This window comes from Marinomonas spartinae (assembly GCF_016461715.1).
In the GTDB taxonomy this organism is placed as follows: domain Bacteria; phylum Pseudomonadota; class Gammaproteobacteria; order Pseudomonadales; family Marinomonadaceae; genus Marinomonas; species Marinomonas spartinae_A.
Window position 1 is genome coordinate 104,644 of the sequence record NZ_JAEMUI010000002.1, and the last position, 21,514, is coordinate 126,157.

A 21,514-nucleotide genomic window follows, 5' to 3' on the forward strand; every position below is an offset into this window, starting at 1 on the left:
CGATTAATGCATTGTCTTAGGGTGTGCTTGTCGTGCTGTTTGTTCCAGTCGCGCTGTTTGTTCCAGTTGTAGTATCTGTTCCTGTTGTAGTGTCTGTCCCTGTGGTATCCGAACTTTGTGATTTGAGTCGATCAAGATCCCGCTGTTGAATGGCATCGTCTAGTTTCATTGGCTCGAAGTAAAGTAGGGTGCCGATAATAGGGTGGTCAAGATAGTTTAGTTTTTTGCTGGCAGTCTTATTTTTCAGCTCAACATTTAACACTTGAGTAGGCATGGGACCAAGGGGTTGATCGCTTGCTTGTCCTGAACTGTCTTGATTGCTACTTTGAAGGTCTGTGCTGTCGTTACTTGTACCCTCTGGCGATGTGGTTTCTGGAAGTGGCGTAAAGAGATAGTGATGGTATTTGATGTCTGTTTCTAAGTAGTGAGCATAGCGAACAGAGATGGTGCCAGTTAGCTCAGGGTAGCCATTAGTGTTGGCATCACTGTGAAACGATTCATGGATAACATCGCCTCTTTTGTCAAAAATCAAAATCCACCGTTCATTGATTAGCACTGGAGCATGTGGAGCAATTTTATTTTTAAAGTCATCAAAAGGAACGTACAAGGGTTCAATATCGGCCCCTTTGGATGAGTTGTCGGCCGTGTTAGTGTTGTCTACGGGATATTGCGGGAGCGCACTAGGGTCTTTGACCTTTTGGTAAGTAATCTGCTCACTAGAGGCATAGCTAGGCCATATAAAAGTCAATAAATAAGCCTGATAGGCTCTGGCAGTATCTGGGTCGATATCGTTACTGCCAGCGGCGAATAGGGGGGTACTGAGTGATATCAGTGCGAGTAAGAGTATGTAATATCGTTTCAATGTAATTGTTCCAGCGTTTTGTAGGTTTGTTGAAAGCGCTCTTCTGCGCTGCTCATTGTTGCCATGTATTTTAACGTATCTGATCCAACCAATTTGTATTGGTTTGGTTTGGTTTGTATAAGCTTGATCAGTTTCATTGGATCAACAGGGGTTTTACTGCTGAAAAATATTTTACCCTCTTTTTGATTCGCTTCAATTTTTGTAATGCCAAGCTTTTCTGCTTTAAGTTTGATGTCTGCTTGACGGAACAAATTTTTTGTGGGATCTGGCAATAAACCAAAGCGATCAATCATTTCCACTTGTAACTCTTTCAATTCTTCATCGGTTGAAGCATTGGCAATGCGTTTATACAGAATTAAGCGCGAATGTACGTCACCTAAATAATCTTCTGGTATCAATGCCGGAACACGCAAGTTGATGTCGGTTTGTGCCGGAGAGCTAATATCCACATCAGGAGATTCACCATTTTTTAGGGATTTGACGGCTCGATCAAGCATGTCCATAAATAAGGAGAAGCCAACGTGCTCAATGTGTCCGCTTTGCCCTTCGCCTAATAGTTCCCCCGTGCCGCGAATCTCTAAGTCATGGGTTGCTAAGGTAAAACCTGCACCAAGGGTATCGGCCATGGTGATGGCTTCAAGACGTTTTTCTGCATCTTTGGTGAGTTTTCTGTCTTTGGGTGTCAATAAGTAGGCATATGCTTGGTGATGAGAACGGCCAACGCGTCCACGTAGTTGATGGAGTTGGGCCAAGCCAAACTTGTCCGCTCGTTCGATGATAATGGTGTTGGCGTTAGGGATGTCTATCCCTGTTTCAATAATGGTCGAACACACTAATACATTGGCGCGTTTGTGGTAGAAATCGGACATCACTTGCTCGAGTTCTCGTTCGCGCATTTGTCCATGCCCGACCAGTACCCGAGCCTCAGGTATGAGTTCGCTTAGCTCTTGCGCGGTTTTTTCAATGGTTTGAACTTCATTATGTAGGAAATAGACTTGGCCGCCACGATGTAGCTCACGCAGGATAGCCTCTTTTATTTGGTATTCGTCTCTTTGTTTGATAAAGGTTTTGACTGACAAGCGTTTTGCTGGTGGTGTAGCAATAATCGATAAATCGCGAATGCCAGACAGTGACATATTCAATGTACGAGGAATCGGTGTGGCGGTTAAGGTTAGAATGTCCACTTCTGCACGCAAGGCTTTGAACTGATCTTTTTGTTTCACCCCAAAGCGATGCTCTTCGTCGATGATAACTAAGCCTAGATTTTGGAATCTAATATCGCTTTGAATGAGCTTATGGGTACCGACAACAATATCGGCTTTGCCTTCTTCAAGCCTTTTTACGGCATCAGTGGTTTGTTTGCCTGAGCGAAAGCGGGATAAGAGCTCTATTTGTACGGGCCAGTCGGCAAAACGGTCACAAAAGTTTTCGTAATGTTGTTGTGCTAACAAGGTGGTTGGCACCAGCACCGCGACTTGTTTACCGCCAGCCACAGCCAAAAAGGCAGCACGCATAGCAACCTCTGTTTTACCAAACCCCACATCACCACAAATCAACCGATCCATAGGTTTCGGGTTAAGCATGTCTTTTATCACGGCATCAATGGCCAGTTGTTGATCTGGCGTTTCTTCGAATGGGAAACCCGCAGCAAATAACTCATATTGTTCGTCGGGTCGACTAAAAGCATGACCAACGCGAGCTTCACGCTTCGCATAAATTTCTAATAGTTCGGCGGCGGTATCACGGGCTTTCTCAGCTGCTTTTTGTTTGGCAACACTCCATTTGTCCGTGCCGAGTTTATGGAGTGGGGCGTTTTCTTCGTCGGCCCCTGTGTAGCGAGAGATTAATTGCAACGACGAAACTGGAACATAGAGCTTAGCGTCGTTTGCATAGCCGAGAGTCAATAATTCAGTTTCTTGCCCATCTATTTCTAAATTGGTAAGTCCTAGATAACGGCCTACACCGTGATCAATATGAACGACGGGGGCGTTGAGACGAAGTTCGGTTAAGTTGCGAATGATGGCGTCTTCATTGACGTCACCATGCTTACGTCGGCGTCGCTGAGAAACACGCTCCCCAAGGATCTCACTTTCGGGGATGAGGGTTATCTCGTCTCGTATTTGGAAACCACGGGAAATACTTCCTTCGCTAATGGCAAGAGGACTTTTTCCTGAGATAAAAGTGTGCCAGCTTTCACTGTAGTCAGGGGTGATTTTGTATTTTTTTAACAGCTCTAACAGGGCTTCACGACGACCAGCGGTTTCCGCGACGATGAGCACGCGAGTGTTTGTTTCGCTAAGGAAACGTTCCAGCTTACCGATAGGGTTGGGGGATTTCGAATCGATTTTTACATCACTGATTGTAGCGTAACGATCGTTTCTGCCGTTTTTTGCAAAGATAACGCTAGAGAACTGGTTCAAGGCCGCAAAGAGTTCATCTTCTCTTAGGCAAATTTCATCAGGTGTCAGAATAGGCCGTTCGATATCATAGTTGAGCGATTCGTGGCGGCTTTTGTAATCAAGTTGAACGCTGGCGACTTGTTCATTAAAACTGTCGGTGCGAATAATCAGTGCTTCATCGGTGAGGTAATCGAAAAAATGACTGGTCTGGTCAAAAAATAAAGGCAAGTAATATTCGATACCTGATGGAATGATGCCACTGGATATGTCTTGATAAATAGGGCTGGACAGTGGGTCGACATCAAAACGTTCTCGGAACGCTTGGCGAAAGTGCTGTATGCCTTGTGCGGTAGTGGGAAATTCTTTTGCGGGTAGCATATTAATTTCAGCGACTTTTTCGATGCTACGTTGGGTCTCCGTATCGAATAAGCGAATGGTTTCAATATCGTTATCGAACCAGTCAATTCGAATGGGGGTGTTGGCCCCCATTGGAAACACATCCATTAAAGCACCACGAACCGCGAACTGACCATGCTCGTGAACATTGTCGACATTCAAATAACCTGCATCCGTCAATTTTTGAGCGAGCTTTTCTAATGGTAGTGTTTGTCCTTCCTTGACATGAAAACGTTGCGCTTCCAAGTGTTGGCGGGGACAAAGCCTGACAAAACAAGACGCGACGGTTGTCAAAATAATAGGGTTGGAGGACTCCGACAATTTCGCTAGGGTCTCGAGACGCTGGGAAACAATGTCCTGATGAGGAGAAAAGGCATCGTAGGGGAGTGTTTCCCAATCACTAAAGCGTAATATTTCTTGCTCTTGGTCGCTTAAGAAGGTGAGTTCATCTTCTAGTTCATTGAGTTCGGATATGGTATCCGTGATGAAAACAATAGGGCGTTTTTCCTGTTTGGCGATAGCAAGCAGTTGTAAGGCACTGCGGCTACCGTCAATGCCAGGTAAGAGATTTTTGTAACCGGGTTTTAAATTAAGCGACAGAGTATCTGGCATGGTATTAATCGATGTCTTTTGTAGCGCAAAGAGTTAAGGAAACAGAATCGGCAAAGCGTAATGCATGAGGTTTTTCAATTTTCACTTTTACTGAGCAAACGTTGCTAGGTTTCATACAAAGAGAGAGCACATCGGAAGTGAGCCTTTCAAGTAATAAGAAGCTATTGGTTTCGACATGATGGATGATTTCTTTGCAAATGGTGCGATAGTTAACCGCTTTATCTATATCATCGGTTTGGCTTGCTTCGACAGCTGGATAATCAATCCAAGCGTTTATCACGACATCTTGTTTGTTTTTCTTTTCCGATTCGTTGAAGCCAATAAAGGTACGTAGCCGAAGGTTCTCAATGTGGATTTGGGCATTAGCTTGCTTCATAAATGTCTTATCTTCCTAATAGAATATTGGTGAAGTTGATTGAAAAAGCCGTTCCAGATAGCCAGCCAGTATTATTGTGTCGTTTTCGCTGAATGATGGCAACTTAAAGTCATAGACATTGTGCCTGCCTATTTTCTGTCGCATTTAAGGGCTTTTTTGTGATTAACAGTGAGTGAATTGTTTAGAAAAAGGATAAAAAGCGTAAAAAATGCATATAATGTGCGTTTTTTGTACAGTTAGCGTATTAATATGGACGAATATCATGAAAACAGTAAAGGATAAGTCCGAAAGAAACTGTGGAATAGTAGTCAAGGCCAACAATGATCACTATAATACCTCGGTTTTTTGGTGAAGTGGATTTGCGTTTTATAACAAACATTCCGTTTGCTATTCGCTTTCGAATGTTTTCCCGGAGGGGGTCGTGAGCAAAACGTACAACGCTTTTGTGTTCAATTTGTTGTTGGGCAGAACATATGTATAAAATTACTAAAGGCCTAGATCTTCCGATCAGCGGCGCTCCCAATCAGGTGATTGAGAATGTGGCAACGGCAAAATCCGTTGCTGTGATCGGTCCTGACTACCATGGTATGAAACCCACCATGATGGTTCAGGAAGGGGATAAGGTCAAAAAAGGACAGGTCATCTTTACGGATAAAAAAACGGAAGGGGTAAAGTACACCGCTCCTGCCTCAGGTGTTATCTCTTCTATTCATCGCGGTCAACGACGTGTGTTTCAGTCTGTGGTGATTGATGTTGAAGGAAATGAAGCCGAGTCCTTTGCTTCCTATGCTGGCACAGAGTTGAAAGGTCTTGATCGTGATAAAGTGGTTGAGAACTTAGTTGATTCTGGCTTATGGACCGCTTTTCGTACCCGCCCGTACTCTAAAGTGCCCGAAATTGCCTCTGAACCTCACTCTATCTTTGTTACGGCAATGGATACCAATCCGTTGGCGGCTTCTCCTGAAGTTGTTTTGGCTGATCAAAGCGAAGCGTTTGCTGATGGTCTGACCATATTAACACGTTTGACATCAGGAAGCGTTTTTGTGTGTAAAGCGCCTGATGCGAAAATTCCTACAACGTCGGATGTTAAAGTAGAAGAATTTGCGGGTATTCATCCTGCCGGTTTAGCGGGTACGCATATTCACTTCTTGGACCCAGTTAGTGAAAAGAAAACCGTTTGGTCTATCAATTATCAAGATGTGGTTGCAATCGGTAAGTTGTTCCTGACGGGTGAACTGTTTGTTGAGCGTGTAATAGCCATTGCTGGGCCTCAAGTGAAAAAGCCACGTCTTGTTCGTACCCAGTTGGGTGTAAACCTTGATGTGTTAATGGCCAATGAATTAAAAGACGGTGAGAACCGTGTTATCTCTGGTTCTGTTTTAACAGGCCGTAAAGCGTTTGGACCATTTGCTTATCTTGGTCGCTATCATAATCAGGTCACTGTGCTTCAAGAAGGACGCGAACGTGAAATGATGCATTACTTGCGAGCGGGAGCAAAAAAACATTCTGTATTAAATGTTTTCTTGTCTAAACTCACAGGGGCGTCATCATTTGATATGACAACAACAACCAATGGCAGTGATCGGACTATGTTACCACTTGGCCATTTTGAACGCTTAATGCCGCTAGATATTTTGCCAACTCAATTGTTGCGAGCATTGGTGGTAGGGGATACAGAACAGGCGCAGAAATTGGGCGCTCTAGAGTTAGATGAAGAAGATTTAGCGCTGTGCACTTACAGTTGTTCGGGTAAGTTTGAATACGGCCCGATCCTTCGGGATTGTCTAACTCTGATAGAGAAAGAGGGTTGATTTATGGGGCTTAGAAAAGTACTCGATAAAATGGAACCTGAGTTTCATGCAGGTGGTAAATATGAAAAATGGTATGCGCTTTATGAAGCGGTTGATACGATTTTTTATCGCCCAAGCTCAGTAACGAAGAACGGCTCTCACGTACGTGATGCTGTTGATATGAAGCGCATCATGATATTGGTGTGGCTATGTACTTTCCCTGCCATGTTTTTTGGTATGTACAATATTGGTTTGCAGGCTAATACGGCTATTGCAGCCATGCATACTAGCGCTGGCGAGTCTTGGCACCAGTCTATTATTGGGGCTTTGGCTGGTCATAATCCTGCCAGTATTTGGGATAATATGGTGTATGGGGCGGCTTACTTTTTGCCTGTTTACCTTGTTACCTTTGTGGTGGGTGGTTTTTGGGAAGTCTTGTTTGCGACCGTTCGTAAACATGAAATAAACGAAGGCTTCTTTGTTACCTCTATTCTATTCGCTTTGACAATGCCACCGACTGTGCCTCTTTGGCAGGTCGCACTCGGTATTACCTTTGGTGTGGTATTGGGTAAAGAGGTATTTGGCGGCACAGGTAAGAACTTTCTTAACCCTGCCTTGGCGGGTCGAGCATTTTTGTTCTTTGCTTACCCAGCTTCCATGTCAGGTGATTCTGTTTGGACGGCGGTTGATGGCTTCTCCGGAGCAACGCCATTAAGCCAAATTGCAGCGGATGGTGTGACAAGTTTGACCACAACCTGGTCTGATGCTTTCTTTGGCTTTATTCAGGGTTCAATGGGTGAAACATCAACCTTGGCGATCTTCATTGGTGGTGCCATTCTAATGGTGATGCGCATTGCTTCTTGGCGTATCGTTGCAGGTGTGATGATCGGTATGATCGCAACATCGTCGCTGTTTAATTGGATAGGTTCCGATACCAATCCAATGTTTGCGACACCTTGGTACTGGCATATGGTGCTGGGTGGCTTTGCTTTCGGCATGATGTTTATGGCGACGGATCCTGTGTCTGCCTCTATGACTCAGCGTGGTAAGTGGTTCTATGGTGCCTTAATTGGCGTAATGGTGGTGTTAATTCGTGTGGTTAACCCTGCCTACCCAGAAGGTATGATGTTGGCAATTTTGTTTGCTAACTTGTTTGCACCTTTTATAGATCATTTTATCGTTCAGGCAAACATTAAACGGAGGATTGCACGCAATGGCTAGCGGTAACGAAAGCATCAAAAAGACGATATTGGTTGCGCTGGCTCTATGTTTGGTTTGTTCTATCTTTGTTGCGGCTGCGGCGGTTGGTTTAAAGCCGATTCAAAAAGCCAATAAAGCTCTAGACCGGAAACAAAATATCTTGGCTGCGGCTGGGATGTTAGAGCCAGGTAAATCTGTTGACGAGCTTTTCAAACGCGTCGAAACGCGAATTGTTAATCTGGACACAGGTGAATTTGCTACTCCAGAAGAGCTCAAAGCAGCAGGGATAAACCCACTGACCTACGATCAAAAAGCAGCGGCTCAAAACCCTAAACTGTCTCGCGCTTTGCCTGCTGATGAAGATCCAGCGGACATTAAGCGTCGTGCGAAATACGCACCAGTGTATTTGGTGATGTCTGGCGATAAAATTAATAAAATCGTCCTGCCTGTTCACGGTTACGGACTTTGGTCAACAATGTATGGGTTTATAGCACTTAAGAATGATTACTCTACTGTTGTTGGCTTTGGTTTTTATGATCAAGGTGAAACACCTGGGTTAGGTGGTGAAGTAGATAATCCAAACTGGAAAGCGTTGTGGAAAGGTAAAGAAGTTTATAACAACCAAGGCAAGCCTGTTATTCGCTTGGTAAAAGGTGGTGTAAACAATGCTAGTCCTGATGCGGTTCATGAAGTAGATGCTTTATCTGGGGCGACCTTGACCAGTCGTGGTGTTACGCATCTGGTGCAGTACTGGATGGGTAAACATGGCTTTGGGCCTTTCTTGGCAAAGCTTCGTAGCAAAGGAGTTCAATGATGTCTGAAGTGAAAAAAGTCCTTTTTGGACCCATTTTAGCGAATAACCCAATTGCTCTACAGATCTTGGGGATCTGTTCGGCTCTTGCGGTGACCAGTAGCATGAGTGTGAGTTTAGTAATGGCGATTGCGTTGACCTTGGTAACCGCCTTTTCTAACTTCTTTATTTCAATAATTCGTAATCATATTCCTAGCAGTATTCGTATCATTGTACAGATGATCATTATTGCTTCTTTGGTTATCGTTGTGGATCAAGTGCTACGTGCGTTTGCCTTTGAAATAAGTAAACAGCTTTCCGTGTTTGTTGGCTTGATCATCACAAACTGTATCGTTATGGGGCGTGCAGAAGCCTATGCCATGCAAAATGGCCCTGTGATGAGTTTCTTGGATGGTATTGGTAACGGCCTTGGGTACAGCGCCATGTTAATGGTGGTTGCCTTTTTCCGTGAGCTACTTGGTGCAGGCAAACTCTTTGGTCATGTTGTTTTTCAAACGGTCCAAAACGGTGGTTGGTATCAACCTAATGGCTTGATGCTTCTTCCTCCAAGTGCTTTCTTTGTTATTGGTCTTATTATCTGGGTATTGCGCTCAGCGAAAAAAGAACAAGTGGAAGAGCCTGAATTCAAAATAGCGGCTAATTCACGTGCGCAGGAGGCTTTATAAATGGAACATTTAATCAGTTTATTTGTTAAGGCTGTTTTCGTTGAGAATATGGCGTTGGCCTTCTTCTTGGGGATGTGTACTTTGTTGGCTTTGTCCAAGAAAGTTGAAACGGCTCTGGGTCTTGGGGTAGCCGTTATTGTAGTGCTTGCTATCACGGTGCCTCTTAACAATTTGTTGTATCAGAACCTGTTGAAAGACGGAGCGCTTGAGTGGGCAGGTTTACCCAATGTCGATTTAAGCTTCTTGGGGTTATTGAGCTACATCGGTGTTATTGCTGCTGTGGTTCAGATTTTGGAGATGACGCTGGATAAGTATGTTCCTGCATTGTACAACGCGCTTGGTGTGTTCTTGCCTCTGATTACTGTTAACTGTGCCATTATGGGTGCGTCGCTGTTCATGGTTGAGCGCGATTACAATTTCAGTGAAAGTGTGGTTTACGGTGTTGGTGCTGGTATCGGTTGGGCTTTGGCTATTGTGGCGTTGGCGGGTATTCGTGAAAAGCTCAAATATTCGGACGTACCAGCGGGTCTGCGTGGTTTAGGTATTACCTTCATCACTGTGGGCTTGATGAGCTTAGGCTTTATGTCATTTTCTGGTGTGCAGCTTTAATTGCATAAAATGGACAACCAAGAATAAGGTTTAACAAACATGAACTTAGAAATTATTCTAGGTGTAGTGATGTTCACAGCGATCGTGCTGGCTCTGGTGGCGATTATCCTTGCTGCTCGAGCGAAGCTGGTGAGTTCTGGGGATGTCACAATTCGCATCAATGGAGAAAAGGAGGTAACTGCACCAGCAGGTGGTAAGTTACTCCAAACCCTAGCAAATAGCGGTATCTTTTTATCCTCAGCCTGTGGTGGCGGGGGAACCTGCGCGCAGTGTAAGTGTAAAGTTTTGAGTGGTGGCGGTTCTATGCTGTCTACTGAGCAGTCTCACTTTACTCGTCGAGATGAAAAAGAAGGCTATCGACTTTCATGTCAGGTATCGGTTAAACAGGATATGGAAGTTGAGGTGCCAGAAGAAGTGTTTGGTGTTAAGGCTTGGGATTGTACCGTTGAGTCTAACCCCAATGTGGCGACCTTTATCAAAGAGTTGACGCTTAAACTCCCAGAAGGCGAAAACGTTGATTTTCGTGCTGGTGGTTATGTTCAGTTGGAAGCGCCACCGCATACGGTTCATTACAAAGACTTTGATATTGAAGAGGAGTATCGTGGAGATTGGGATCAATTCAATCTTTGGAAGTTTACCTCTAAAGTGGATGAAACCGTCATTCGTGCTTACTCGATGGCTAACTACCCAGAAGAGAAAGGGTTGGTTAAGTTTAATATTCGTATTGCGTCGCCACCTCCAAGAAAAGATAATGTGCCGCCTGGTCAGATGTCATCTTACGTTTTTAGTTTAAAACCAGGTGATAAAATCAAGGTATATGGTCCGTTTGGTGAGTTCTTTGCAAAAGATACCGATGCTGAAATGGTCTTTATCGGTGGTGGTGCTGGTATGGCGCCTATGCGGTCTCATATTTTTGATCAGCTTAAGCGCTTGCACTCTAAGAGAAAGATTTCTTTCTGGTACGGTGCACGGAGTATGCGAGAAGCGTTTTATATTGAAGAATACGATAAGCTTCAAGAAGAAAATGAAAACTTCGAATGGCATTTGGCCTTGTCAGATCCACTTCCGGAAGATAACTGGGAAGGTAAAACAGGCTTTATTCATAACGTGTTGTATGAAAACTATTTGAAGGATCATCCTGCGCCAGAAGATTGTGAGTTCTACATGTGTGGACCACCAATGATGAATGCGTCTGTTATTAAAATGCTAGAGGACCTTGGGGTTGAGAAGGAAAATATTCTTCTTGATGACTTCGGTGGCTAGCAGCCAAAAAAGACCCGCCTCTTAGGTGGGTCTTTTTTTTAGTGTCTCTTAAAGAGCAAAGGGACTATATGTAAGTATTTGAATTGGCTTTCAACAACTTATCATATTTTCTCCTAATTTGATTGGCTTTTTAGATGGGGTAGAGTGCGCGCCTTATGCAAAAAGCTTTATAATGGGATACCGAATAATGAAGCGAAGATTGGCTTATTCGCTAATTTTCGAATAAGCAGTCAAGAGATGCTCGGCTTTTGTGATCTATGCTTTAGCTAGCGCCTTGATTGCCTGAGTAAGGAAAAGCTCATGGTGCTTTTCCGGATAGGAGGATTAGTTATGTTAACTGCAGTTTTAGTGTTTGCTTTGATGTTGGCTGTCGTTGCCGCAATGGCAGTCGGTGTCATGATGGGAAGAAAGCCTATTGCGGGTTCATGTGGTGGAATGAGTGCACTTGGAATGGAAGTCGCATGTGATATCTGTGGTGGAGATAAAGGGAAGTGTGAAAAAGAGTCTAAAAAATTAGCCACTCAAAAAAATGTATCGGATGAAGCGTTCTACGATGCATCTAAGTAATTATATTTGAAGGGGATAAAATGACGACGAGACATTATGATGTCGTAGTATTAGGCACAGGCCCTGCTGGTGAAGGGGCTGCGATGAATGCAGCCAAAGCTGGAAAAAAAGTGGCTGTAGTGGAAGCAAGTCCACAAGTAGGTGGTAGTTGTACGCATCTTGGAACGATTCCATCAAAAGCACTGCGTCATGCAGTGAAAGAGATCATCGCTTTTAACACCAACCCGATGTTCCGTGATATTGGTGAGCCTCGTTGGTTCTCATTTCCTAAGGTACTTGATCGTGCGAATAAGGTGATTGATAAGCAAGTGATGGGAAGAACTGAGTATTATGCTCGTAATCGCATCGATATTTATTTTGGTCGTGGTAAGTTTAAAGATGCGAATACGATTGAGGTGAACACCTACGAACGTGGTCCTGAGGAGCTGGTTGCAAAGAATGTTGTGATTGCGACAGGGTCTCGTCCTTATCGCCCCACTAGTATTGATTTCACTCATCCTCGCATTTATTGCTCAGATACGATTCTAAGTTTGAGCCATACACCTCGTTCTTTGATTATTTATGGTGCGGGCGTTATCGGTTGTGAGTACGCTTCTATTTTTTGTGGTTTAGGTGTACGCGTCGAGTTGATTAACCCAGGCAAGAAATTGCTCAGCTTCCTAGATGAAGAAATCACCGACGGATTGAGCTACCACTTACGAGATGGCGGGGTGCTAATCCGTCATAACGAGACTTTCGAATCCGTAGAAACGACGGGTCGTGGTGTTGTGATGAACATGGTATCCGGCAAAAAGTTGCGGGCTGATGCTCTGTTATTTTGTAATGGCCGATCCGGTAATACAGAGTCGTTAGGGCTTGAAAATATTGGTTTAGAGCCAAATAGTCGTGGACAGTTGTCAGTTAATCATGCTTATCAAACGGCAGTAGAGAATGTTTACGCCGCAGGTGATGTTATTGGTTGGCCAAGTTTAGCCAGTGCGGCTTATGATCAAGGTCGTGCTGTTGCTGCTAATATGTTTGGTATAGAGGGTGGTCATTTTGTTAATGAAGTGCCAACTGGTATCTATACGATTCCTGAAATCAGTTCGGTAGGTAAGACTGAGGCCGAGTTAACCGCGGAGAAAGTACCTTACGAGGTTGGGCGTGCTTTCTTTAAAAATACTGCTCGAGCTCAGATCACTGGGGAAGCGGTTGGTATGTTAAAAATTCTTTTTCACCGCGAAACTCTGGCGATTTTAGGGATTCATTGTTTTGGTGACCAAGCGTCGGAGATTATTCACATCGGCCAAGCGATTATGAAGCAACCGGGTGAGCAAAATACCTTGAAGTACTTTTTGAATACGACGTTTAACTATCCAACGATGGCCGAAGCTTACCGTGTGGCCGCATTGAATGGTTTTAATCGAGTCTTCTAATAAGCAATGTTGTTTTGAGTGAGCGTTAGATTGCTTGCTCGGTGAGTAAAATTAAAAAAGGCGCTAGCTTTTCGAGCTAGCGCCTTTTTTCGCGAGAGTGGAAAGAAGGGGTGTGGTGTTGGTTAGCTGTCTTTAATAGCGTAAATGCCTTTTAGATTACGAAATGCACCTTTGTAATCCATGCCGTAGCCAAACAAAAAGCGGTCTTCTACGTCCACGCCAATGTAATTTGGTGTTAGATTGATTTTGCGGTTATGCAGCTTGTTGATAACCGTAGCAGAGTAGACTTTTTTGGCTCCTTGTTGCTCGAACCATTCGATGATGGCTTTTAAGGTGTGCCCTTGATCAAAAATATCGTCAATAATCAAAATATCACGATTTTTTATATCCGTTTGAGGATAACTTAGCCATTTAAGAGAAGTGCCTTCTGTTTCCATCCCATAACGAGTGGCATGAACATAATCAAGCTCTAAGGGAAACGAAAGGCGATCAAGTATGCCTGCGGTTGGTATCAGTCCGCCATTCATGACACAGATGACCAGAGGGAAGGTGTCTTGTAAATCTTTGGTGATTTGTTCGCCCATTTTGTCTAAGGCGTTATCAATTTGTTGTTCGCTGACTAGGCAGTCGGCTTGTTCTAAAATGGTGTTTAGATCGTTAATTTTGTTGATCATGGCTAACTCTGTTAAAAAATTTCAGCAATTTTAACCTAATCTTGATCGAATGCTAAGCTCTTAATGTGATGGATGCTCGCGCATAGGCAAGTTGATGCCAAAATAATGATCCACGTGGACTGAAGCCAGATTAAAAAAATCGGCAAAGCGGCAAATGCACCGTAAACCACTTGGTAGGAGCTGAAAAAATGAGCAAAACTACCGAATAAAGTGTTCAGTAGAAACAATCCAATGCTACCAATAAATGAGGCAAAGGCGGCAATTCTCAATGAAACATCGGTATTAGGTGTCAAAAAATTTAGGGTAAATAACATAAAAAAATACAACGCATAGCTACCAAAGTCGATTAAGTATTTAATCGGTTCGCTCGCTTGAATGTCTCTGATTTCATAAGACAATAATGTGCCGTATAAGCTCAGCGAGGCGGCAAAAATAATCGGGCCAAGGGTGAGTATTGCCCAATAAGTGAGCAGTTTGTCACGAATTTTTCGTTGTTTTTTTATATTCCAAATGGATTGGACGCTGCCCTCAAATGTGTTCAGTAGCAGAAGGGCCGTAATAAACAGTGTCACGATTCCGGCAGCAGGAAGGTTTTTTGCTTGCTGAGAAAATTTAATCAAATAGGGAAAAATGGTGTCTGTTGTTCCTGGTGTTAAATGAGTGCTAAGAAAATTAAACAGCTGTGTTTGCATATCTTTTAGAGCAGGGGTTAGCCCAAGGATGCCGATCACGATAGTGATGATCGGTACGGCGGCCAGTAAGCTTGATAAGGTGAGTTGTGCCGCTCGTTGTGTCAAATTGCTTTGTATAAAACGTGATGAAGTATGATGGGTGTAGCGTTTACTAAGAATATAGAGGTAGCGAAAACGCTCTTGCATTGGGTAATCCTCATAAATAAGCTCAAGTGAGATGATTTTATTATGAATGTTTTTTTTAAGTATATCGCCTATTTGTCATGCAAAAGGTCGTGATAAGTAAAAGTATGTGTACAAAGCACAAATATGGTGCAAAGCGAGTAGAATTGGGGCATTGGGCTTGTTTTATTGTTTGGTTATCGGTAGTATGTATCTTGTTCCTTTTGTGATATTTGTTCCGTTGAAAGCTAAATTTTTTTAGTTGGATTCGGTTCCTTGGTGACGAAAAGTCATTTTTTAGCCCAGTTTACTGGGCTTTTTTATGTCTTTGAGTTGACGATTGATATTCCATCCCTATAATAGCCCACCAAATGAAATGTAATGAGCTTTGTTCCGTTAGCTCAGTTGGATAGAGCAACCGCCTTCTAAGCGGTAGGTCACTGGTTCGAATCCAGTACGGAGCACCATTTCAGTCCATTACTTTAATAGGTTTAAATTTAGGTTTTGTTGATGTTTTCGACTGGTGATTAAGTTTAACCGTGGCAACATCAACAAGTTAAAGCACATTCCCGAGAGGAAGTTTTATGCAAGTTTCTGTAGAGACAACGTCTCCAATCGAGCGCATTCTTACAATCAGCGTTCCTGCTGCTCGAATCGAAGAAAAAGTAAGTTCTGAAGTGGCTAAAACTGCGAAAACTATCCGTATTGATGGTTTCCGTAAAGGCAAAGTGCCTGTAAGTGTTGTTAAAAAACGTTACGGTCAAGGTATTCGTATGGAGGCTATTGAGCAGATTATGCGCGATGCCTACATGGAAGCACTACAAAAAGAGTCTATTCAGCCTGCAGGCATGCCATCTATTGAGCCTAAAAACGTAACGGAAGGCGCAGATCTTGAATTTGTCGCCAAAGTGGAAGTTTATCCAGAAATTACGTTGGCTGATGCATCGGCTATCAATGTTAATCGTGTTAGTTCTGAAGTGACTGATGCTGACGTTGATACTATGCTTGAAACGCTTCGCAAACAAAATGCAGATTGGTCTGCTGTTGAGCGTGAAGCTGCAGACGGCGATCAGGTAACAATCGATTTTGTTGGCTACCTAGGTGATGAAGCGTTTGACGGTGGTGCGGCACAAGGTCATAAATTGGTACTTGGCTCTAAGACTATGATTCCTGGCTTCGAAGACGGTATCCTTGGGGCTAAGACAGGTGAAGAACGCACTATTTCTGTGACTTTCCCTGAAGACTATCAGGCAGAAAACTTGAAAGGTAAAGAAGCAACCTTCAAAATAACCGTTTCTGAAGTTGCTGAGCAAATCATTCCTGAGCTGAATGATGCTTTTGTTGAAAAATTTGGTTTGGAAGAGTCCACTGTAGACGCTTTGCGTGCCGAAGTTCGTAAGAACATGGAGCGCGAATTGAATCAAGCGGTTAAGGCGAAGTTGAAAAACAGCTTGTTTGATGGTCTATTGTCTATTAATGGAGACGTTCAAGTACCATCCGCTATGGTTGATCAAGAAGTAGACGCCTTGCGTAAACAAGCTGCTCAGCAGTTTGGCGGTCAAGGTTTCGATGCTTCCCAGTTACCAGCTGAATTATTTCAAGAAGAAGCTTCTAAGCGTGCTAAACTAGGTCTATTGATTGCTGAAGTAATTAAGCAGCATGAGCTAAAAGTAGAAGATGATCGCGTTCGTGCCTTCCTTGAAGATATGGCTCAGGCTTATCAAGAACCACAACAAGTGATCGATTACTACTTGAAGAACAAAGAACAGCTTTCACAAGTTCAATCTGCTGTACTTGAAGAGCAAGTTGTTGATAAACTGTTGGAAACAGCCCAAATTACTGATGTAACATTGGGTTACGAAGACGCTATCAAGCCAGAAGCCCAAATTGAAAAAGAAGGCGAAGAAGCATAATCCTCTTCTTATCTTTTTAAATAAGGCCGGCATAGCATTTGTTATGCCGGCTTTTTTGTCTTAAGGAATGCGATATGAATTTGAAAAACCCAACTACTGGTCCTGTTGCAATCACTAGCAATGGTCTTGTTCCAATGGTTATTGAGCAGACGGCTCGTGGAGAAAGATCATTCGATATCTATTCGCGTTTGCTCAAGGAGCGAGTCATTTTTTTGGTGGGCCAAGTGGAAGATCACATGGCGAATCTGGTTGTTGCTCAGCTATTGTTTTTAGAGTCTGAAAACCCAGATAAGGATATTCACCTGTATATTAACTCTCCTGGTGGTTCTGTCACGGCGGGGATGTCTATTTACGATACTATGCAGTTCATTAAGCCTGATGTCAGTACCATGTGTATTGGTCAAGCGGCCAGCATGGGGGCTTTATTGCTTACAGCAGGTGCTGCTGGTAAGCGTTATTGCTTACCTAACTCTCGTGTTATGATTCACCAACCATTAGGTGGATATCAAGGTCAAGCTTCTGATATTGAAATTCATACACGTGAAATTTTAAGTATTAAACACAGACTTAATGAAATTATCTCGTTTCATACTGGTAAGGACATTGAGCAAGTTGCCGTCGATACCGATCGTGATAACTTTATGAACCCAGAAATGGCGAAAGAGTACGGTCTAATTGATGATATTTTACAAAAACGAACAGTTTAAAAAGGGTGGAGTAAATGTCGGATGATAAATTTAGCAGCCGTGGTGACCACTCTGATCGGCTACTATATTGTTCTTTCTGTGGAAAGAGCCAAGATGAAGTAAAAAAATTAATTGCGGGGCCATCGGTTTATATCTGTAATGAGTGTGTGGATCTGTGTAATAACATTATTACTCAAGAGTTATTGCAAGGGGATTCATCGGGTGAAGCGAGTGACGAATTACCCACACCATCTAAGTTAAGAGCGGCGCTTGATGATTATGTTATTGGGCAAGATAAAGCTAAGCGCGTTCTAGCCGTTGCGGTTTACAACCATTACAAACGTTTGCGTCATCAAGGAAAAACGGATAATAACGTCGAGCTTGGCAAGAGTAATATTTTGCTGATTGGTCCGACTGGTAGTGGTAAAACCTTGTTAGCTCAAACGTTGGCTCGAGTTTTGGATGTTCCATTTACCATTGCAGATGCAACCACTTTGACGGAGGCGGGTTATGTAGGTGAGGATGTTGAAAACATCATCCAGAAGTTGCTACAGAACTGTGATTACGATGTCGAAAAGGCGCAGCGTGGTATTGTCTACATTGATGAGATCGACAAAATTTCGCGTAAGTCTGATAACCCATCTATTACTCGTGATGTGTCTGGTGAAGGGGTTCAGCAAGCGCTATTGAAATTGATCGAGGGGACGGTTGCCTCTGTGCCACCTCAAGGTGGTCGTAAGCATCCTCAGCAAGAGTTCTTACAAGTAGACACCTCCAATATTCTATTTATTTGTGGTGGGGCGTTTGCAGGTCTTGAGCGTGTCATCAGTGATCGTACTGAGAAAAGTAGTATCGGTTTTGCTGCGACCGTGAAAAGTAAGGATGAAGGAAAGTCTTTTTCCGAAGCTGTTCACAAGGTTGAAACAGAAGACTTGGTTAAGTTTGGTCTGATTCCAGAGTTTGTTGGCCGATTACCTGTGGTCGCAACGCTTTCAGAATTGGATGAAGAGGCCTTAGTGACCATTCTAAGCGAGCCTAAGAATGCTTTAACTAAGCAATATCAGCATCTTTTTGAGTTGGAAGGGGTTGAGCTTGAATTTACCCCTGAGTCTCTAAAAGAGGCGGCAAAACTTGCTCTTGTTCGTAAGACTGGGGCCCGTGGGCTGCGCAGTATTTTAGAATCAGCTCTCTTAGATTGCATGTACGACTTGCCAACGCGTAGTGATGTTGTGAAAGTCGTCATGGACGGTGCCTCAATGCGAGGAGAGTCCTCTCCTCTGATGGTTCTTGAAAAAGAAGAATTAGCGAAAAACGGCTAATTTGGATTTTTAAGCTATAGTTAAAAGCCGAGTATGAATCTTTGTATTCATAGTCGGCTTTTTTTTAGTGTGAGATTTGCAAGCTGCATGTACACTTAATTCAACATGCTGATACGGTTGTTTTTTTTATTATTGTCCTTATCTCTTTCCTAATCATAGAATGAAATGAAAGTGCGCGGTATTTTGCGCCCGGATTGGAAAAAAATATGTCGAAATTTCTGAAAATGCCAATGTTGCCTCTACGCGACGTGGTCGTATACCCCCATATGGTGTTGCCGTTATTTGTTGGGCGTCCTAAATCCATTGCCGCTCTTGAGGCGGCCATGGAAAATGATAAGTACGTTTTTCTGGTTGCTCAACAAGATGCTTCAAAAGATGACCCGCAATTGGATGATTTATATTCTATCGGTACAACGGCGAAAGTCATGCAACTGCTTCGTTTACCCGACGGTACCGTAAAGGTTTTGGTGGAAGGGGGCAGCCGTGCTCGCTTAGATGGTCTTGAAGATGATGGTGAATTCATCTCAGGTCGCATTACTGAGATAGAGTCGGAAGATGATGGCGGAACAGAACATACAGCAATTCGTACCGCACTTCTAAAGCAGCTCGATGAATATGTAGCGGGCAGCAAACGCATTCCTGCTGAAGTTGTTACCTCTGTGAAGTCCATTGACGATTTGTCAAAGCTTATTGATAGCATTACGGGTCATATGAGTCTAAAGCTAGAAGATAAGCAGCAAGTGCTTGAGATCGCTTCATTGACTGAACGTGGCGAATACTTAATGGCATTGATGGATGGCGAACTGGATATCGCTCATCTTGAAAAAAATATTCGTAGCCGTGTCAAAAAACAAATGGAAAAAAGTCAGCGCGAGTACTATCTAAATGAGCAAATGAAAGCCATTCAGAAAGAACTGGGCGACATGGAAGACGGTGGTAATGAACTTGATGTGCTTCAAGAAAAAATCGACGAATCGGGCATGAGCAAAGAGGCGACCGAGAAAGCGGAAGGAGAGTTGAAAAAACTGCGTATGATGTCGCCTATGTCTGCAGAAGCAACAGTTGTGCGAGGTTATATTGATTGGTTGATTTCACTTCCTTGGAAAAAGCGCAGCAAGGTACGAAATGATTTGGCTTATGCGGAAAAAGTGTTAAACCAAGATCACTTTGGTTTACAGGACGTGAAAGAGCGTATTTTGGAATTTTTGGCCGTTCAACAACGGGTTAAAAAGGTCAAGGGGCCTGTATTATGTTTGGTGGGACCTCCGGGTGTTGGTAAAACCTCTTTGGGTCAATCCATTGCTAAAGCAGTTAATCGTAAGTATGTGCGTATGGCTTTAGGTGGGGTGCGAGATGAAGCGGAAATTCGTGGTCATCGCCGCACATACATTGGTTCTATGCCGGGTAAATTGCTGCAAAAATTAGCTAAAATTAAGGTGAAAAACCCGCTCTTTTTACTCGATGAAATCGATAAAATGGGAATGGATCAGCGGGGTGATCCAGCATCAGCGCTACTTGAAGTGTTAGATCCAGAGCAAAATCATACGTTTAGCGACCATTATCTTGAAGTAGACTATGACCTATCTGATGTGATGTTTATTTGTACGTCAAATAGTATGAATATTCCAGGTCCGTTGTTGGATCGGATGGAAATCATTCGCATTCCAGGCTATACAGAAGATGAAAAACTAAATATTGCTAAGCGTTATTTATTGCCTAAGCAAATTAAGCTAGCAGGTTTGAAAGACAAAGAGATTGAGGTGTCAGACGACGCAATAATGGATGTTATCCGTTATTACACCAAAGAAGCGGGTGTGCGTGGTTTGGAGCGCGAGCTGAGTAAGATATGCCGCCGTGTTATCAAGCAACAAACACTGAATAAAGGCGCTGATACGGTAGTGGTTAGTTCTGATAATTTGGAAGACTTCTCCGGAATTCATAAGTTTAGTTACGGTAAAGCGGAAGAGAAAAATCAGATTGGTCAGGTGACTGGGTTAGCGTGGACATCGGTTGGTGGTGAGCTATTGACCATAGAGGCCGCTGGCGTGCCTGGTAAAGGTCGTCACGTTAAAACGGGCTCATTGGGTGATGTGATGCAGGAATCGATTCAGGCGGCTCTAACTGTCGTTAGAAGTCGTGCTGTTGGTTTGGGTATCGATGCGGATTTTCATGAGAAGACCGATTTACACTTGCATGTGCCTGAAGGTGCTACACCAAAAGACGGTCCAAGTGCTGGTATCGCAATGTGTACCGCCATTGTTTCGGTTTTGACCAAGATCCCTGTTAAGGCGTCAGTTGCTATGACAGGTGAGATTACTTTGCGCGGCGAAGTATTGCCGATTGGTGGCTTGAAAGAAAAATTGTTGGCGGCTCATCGAGGAGGTATTAAAACGGTTGTTATTCCACAGGAAAACGCCCGTGACCTAAAAGAGATTCCGGATAATATTAAAGCGGATATGAAAGTTATTCCGGTGAAGTGGATTGATGAGGTGTTGGATATTGCTTTAGAGTACATTCCTTCACCAAAAAAGGAAGAAACCTTAACTTCTAAAGAAAAAACTGTTGATGAACAAGAAGCTGTGAGTCATCATTAGGTCAAACCCAGTGTTGACACGGGGTAGGAAGGGCTTGTATAACTTTGGCTCGGCCTTATCTATGAGCATTTTTTAATACAGTGCCGAAACGATTCTAAGGATCTACTTAAAATACTGAAGGGGTAAAACGTGAATAAATCTGAACTGATTGAGGCTATTGCGGCTTCTGCTGATCTTTCTAAAGCTGCTGCTGGCAACGCGTTGGATGCTACGTTAAAAGCAATAGAAGAAGCGCTGTCTAAAGGGGATCAAGTAACTTTGGTAGGGTTTGGTACTTTTCAAGTAAAAGAGCGTGCAGCACGCACAGGTCGTAATCCTCAAACTGGTGAGGAAATTCAAATTAAAGCGGCTAAAGTTCCAGGTTTCAAAGCAGGTAAAGGTCTTAAAGACGCTGTAAACTAAGGGGTCAGGAGCAGTAGTTCAGTTGGTTAGAATACCTGCCTGTCACGCAGGGGGTCGCGGGTTCGAGTCCCGTCTGTTCCGCCACTAGACACAAAAAGGTGTATTCC

Annotated in this window: 18 protein-coding genes and 2 tRNA genes; 15 read left to right on the forward strand and 5 right to left on the reverse strand. The window is 43.4% G+C overall.

Going from position 1 to position 21,514, the window contains the following annotated elements; all coding sequences use genetic code 11:
- Positions 1–16: 16 nt before the first annotated feature.
- Genes JHD45_RS02375 through folX form a run of 3 tightly spaced genes read right to left on the reverse strand, consistent with a single transcriptional unit; the run spans position 17 to position 4,645 of the window.
- Complete coding sequence (locus JHD45_RS02375; protein ID WP_199474601.1) at positions 17–862, reverse strand: hypothetical protein; 846 nt, start codon at positions 860–862, stop codon at positions 17–19.
- Positions 859–4,269 carry a transcription-repair coupling factor gene (mfd, locus tag JHD45_RS02380; RefSeq protein WP_199474602.1) on the reverse strand — a complete coding sequence of 1,137 codons (3,411 nt, stop codon included), beginning with the start codon at positions 4,267–4,269 and terminating at the stop codon, positions 859–861. The genes JHD45_RS02375 and mfd overlap by 4 nt, the downstream gene beginning before the upstream one ends.
- 4 nt (positions 4,270–4,273) lie before the next feature.
- Positions 4,274–4,645, reverse strand: a complete 372-nt coding sequence (gene folX / locus JHD45_RS02385; protein WP_199474603.1) for a dihydroneopterin triphosphate 2'-epimerase — start codon at positions 4,643–4,645, stop codon at positions 4,274–4,276.
- 473 nt (positions 4,646–5,118) lie between these two features.
- Between folX and JHD45_RS02390 the strand changes: the two genes are divergently transcribed.
- The 8 genes from JHD45_RS02390 to sthA all read left to right on the forward strand — a co-directional run bounded on the left by JHD45_RS02390 (position 5,119) and on the right by sthA (position 12,965).
- Complete coding sequence (locus JHD45_RS02390) at positions 5,119–6,456, forward strand: Na(+)-translocating NADH-quinone reductase subunit A (RefSeq protein WP_199474604.1); 1,338 nt, start codon at positions 5,119–5,121, stop codon at positions 6,454–6,456.
- A 3-nt stretch (positions 6,457–6,459) separates the two neighbouring features.
- Positions 6,460–7,656 carry an NADH:ubiquinone reductase (Na(+)-transporting) subunit B gene (locus JHD45_RS02395; RefSeq protein WP_199474605.1) on the forward strand — a complete coding sequence of 399 codons (1,197 nt, stop codon included), beginning with the start codon at positions 6,460–6,462 and terminating at the stop codon, positions 7,654–7,656.
- Complete coding sequence (locus tag JHD45_RS02400; RefSeq protein WP_199474606.1) at positions 7,649–8,449, forward strand: Na(+)-translocating NADH-quinone reductase subunit C; 801 nt, start codon at positions 7,649–7,651, stop codon at positions 8,447–8,449. The genes JHD45_RS02395 and JHD45_RS02400 overlap by 8 nt, the downstream gene beginning before the upstream one ends.
- On the forward strand, positions 8,449–9,111 hold the full coding sequence (locus JHD45_RS02405; protein WP_067015188.1) for an NADH:ubiquinone reductase (Na(+)-transporting) subunit D: 663 nt from the start codon (positions 8,449–8,451) through the stop codon (positions 9,109–9,111). Before JHD45_RS02400 ends, JHD45_RS02405 begins: the two co-directional genes overlap by 1 nt.
- Positions 9,112–9,720, forward strand: a complete 609-nt coding sequence (gene nqrE / locus JHD45_RS02410; protein ID WP_067015186.1) for an NADH:ubiquinone reductase (Na(+)-transporting) subunit E — start codon at positions 9,112–9,114, stop codon at positions 9,718–9,720. It begins immediately after the preceding gene.
- Positions 9,721–9,759: 39 nt separating this feature from the next.
- A complete protein-coding gene (nqrF, locus tag JHD45_RS02415) occupies positions 9,760–10,983 on the forward strand; it encodes an NADH:ubiquinone reductase (Na(+)-transporting) subunit F (protein ID WP_199474607.1) in 1,224 nt (407 codons plus the stop codon).
- Positions 10,984–11,313: 330 nt separating this feature from the next.
- On the forward strand, positions 11,314–11,550 hold the full coding sequence (gene nqrM / locus JHD45_RS02420; RefSeq protein WP_199474608.1) for a (Na+)-NQR maturation NqrM: 237 nt from the start codon (positions 11,314–11,316) through the stop codon (positions 11,548–11,550).
- 20 nt (positions 11,551–11,570) lie between these two features.
- Positions 11,571–12,965, forward strand: a complete 1,395-nt coding sequence (sthA, locus tag JHD45_RS02425; RefSeq protein ID WP_199474609.1) for a Si-specific NAD(P)(+) transhydrogenase — start codon at positions 11,571–11,573, stop codon at positions 12,963–12,965.
- A 122-nt stretch (positions 12,966–13,087) separates the two neighbouring features.
- Here sthA and JHD45_RS02430 read toward each other — a convergent pair whose 3' ends face one another.
- Positions 13,088–13,639 carry a hypoxanthine-guanine phosphoribosyltransferase gene (locus JHD45_RS02430; RefSeq protein WP_199474610.1) on the reverse strand — a complete coding sequence of 184 codons (552 nt, stop codon included), beginning with the start codon at positions 13,637–13,639 and terminating at the stop codon, positions 13,088–13,090.
- A 35-nt stretch (positions 13,640–13,674) separates the two neighbouring features.
- Complete coding sequence (locus tag JHD45_RS02435; RefSeq protein WP_199474611.1) at positions 13,675–14,517, reverse strand: YihY family inner membrane protein; 843 nt, start codon at positions 14,515–14,517, stop codon at positions 13,675–13,677.
- A gap of 366 nt (positions 14,518–14,883) precedes the next feature.
- Here JHD45_RS02435 and JHD45_RS02440 point away from each other — a divergent pair.
- The 7 genes from JHD45_RS02440 to JHD45_RS02470 all read left to right on the forward strand — a co-directional run bounded on the left by JHD45_RS02440 (position 14,884) and on the right by JHD45_RS02470 (position 21,491).
- Positions 14,884–14,960, forward strand: a tRNA-Arg gene (locus tag JHD45_RS02440).
- A 117-nt stretch (positions 14,961–15,077) separates the two neighbouring features.
- On the forward strand, positions 15,078–16,406 hold the full coding sequence (tig, locus tag JHD45_RS02445; RefSeq protein WP_199474612.1) for a trigger factor: 1,329 nt from the start codon (positions 15,078–15,080) through the stop codon (positions 16,404–16,406).
- Between the two features lie 74 nt (positions 16,407–16,480).
- Positions 16,481–17,113 (forward strand): ATP-dependent Clp endopeptidase proteolytic subunit ClpP, encoded by a 633-nt coding sequence (gene clpP / locus JHD45_RS02450; protein WP_199474613.1) that lies wholly within the window; start codon positions 16,481–16,483, stop codon positions 17,111–17,113.
- Between the two features lie 14 nt (positions 17,114–17,127).
- Complete coding sequence (gene clpX / locus JHD45_RS02455; protein ID WP_199474614.1) at positions 17,128–18,411, forward strand: ATP-dependent protease ATP-binding subunit ClpX; 1,284 nt, start codon at positions 17,128–17,130, stop codon at positions 18,409–18,411.
- 206 nt (positions 18,412–18,617) lie between these two features.
- Positions 18,618–21,005, forward strand: coding sequence for an endopeptidase La (gene lon / locus JHD45_RS02460; protein ID WP_199474615.1), 2,388 nt, complete (start codon positions 18,618–18,620; stop codon positions 21,003–21,005).
- A gap of 129 nt (positions 21,006–21,134) precedes the next feature.
- Positions 21,135–21,407 (forward strand): HU family DNA-binding protein, encoded by a 273-nt coding sequence (locus tag JHD45_RS02465; protein ID WP_199474616.1) that lies wholly within the window; start codon positions 21,135–21,137, stop codon positions 21,405–21,407.
- A 7-nt stretch (positions 21,408–21,414) separates the two neighbouring features.
- Positions 21,415–21,491, forward strand: a tRNA-Asp gene (locus JHD45_RS02470).
- Positions 21,492–21,514: the final 23 nt, after the last annotated feature.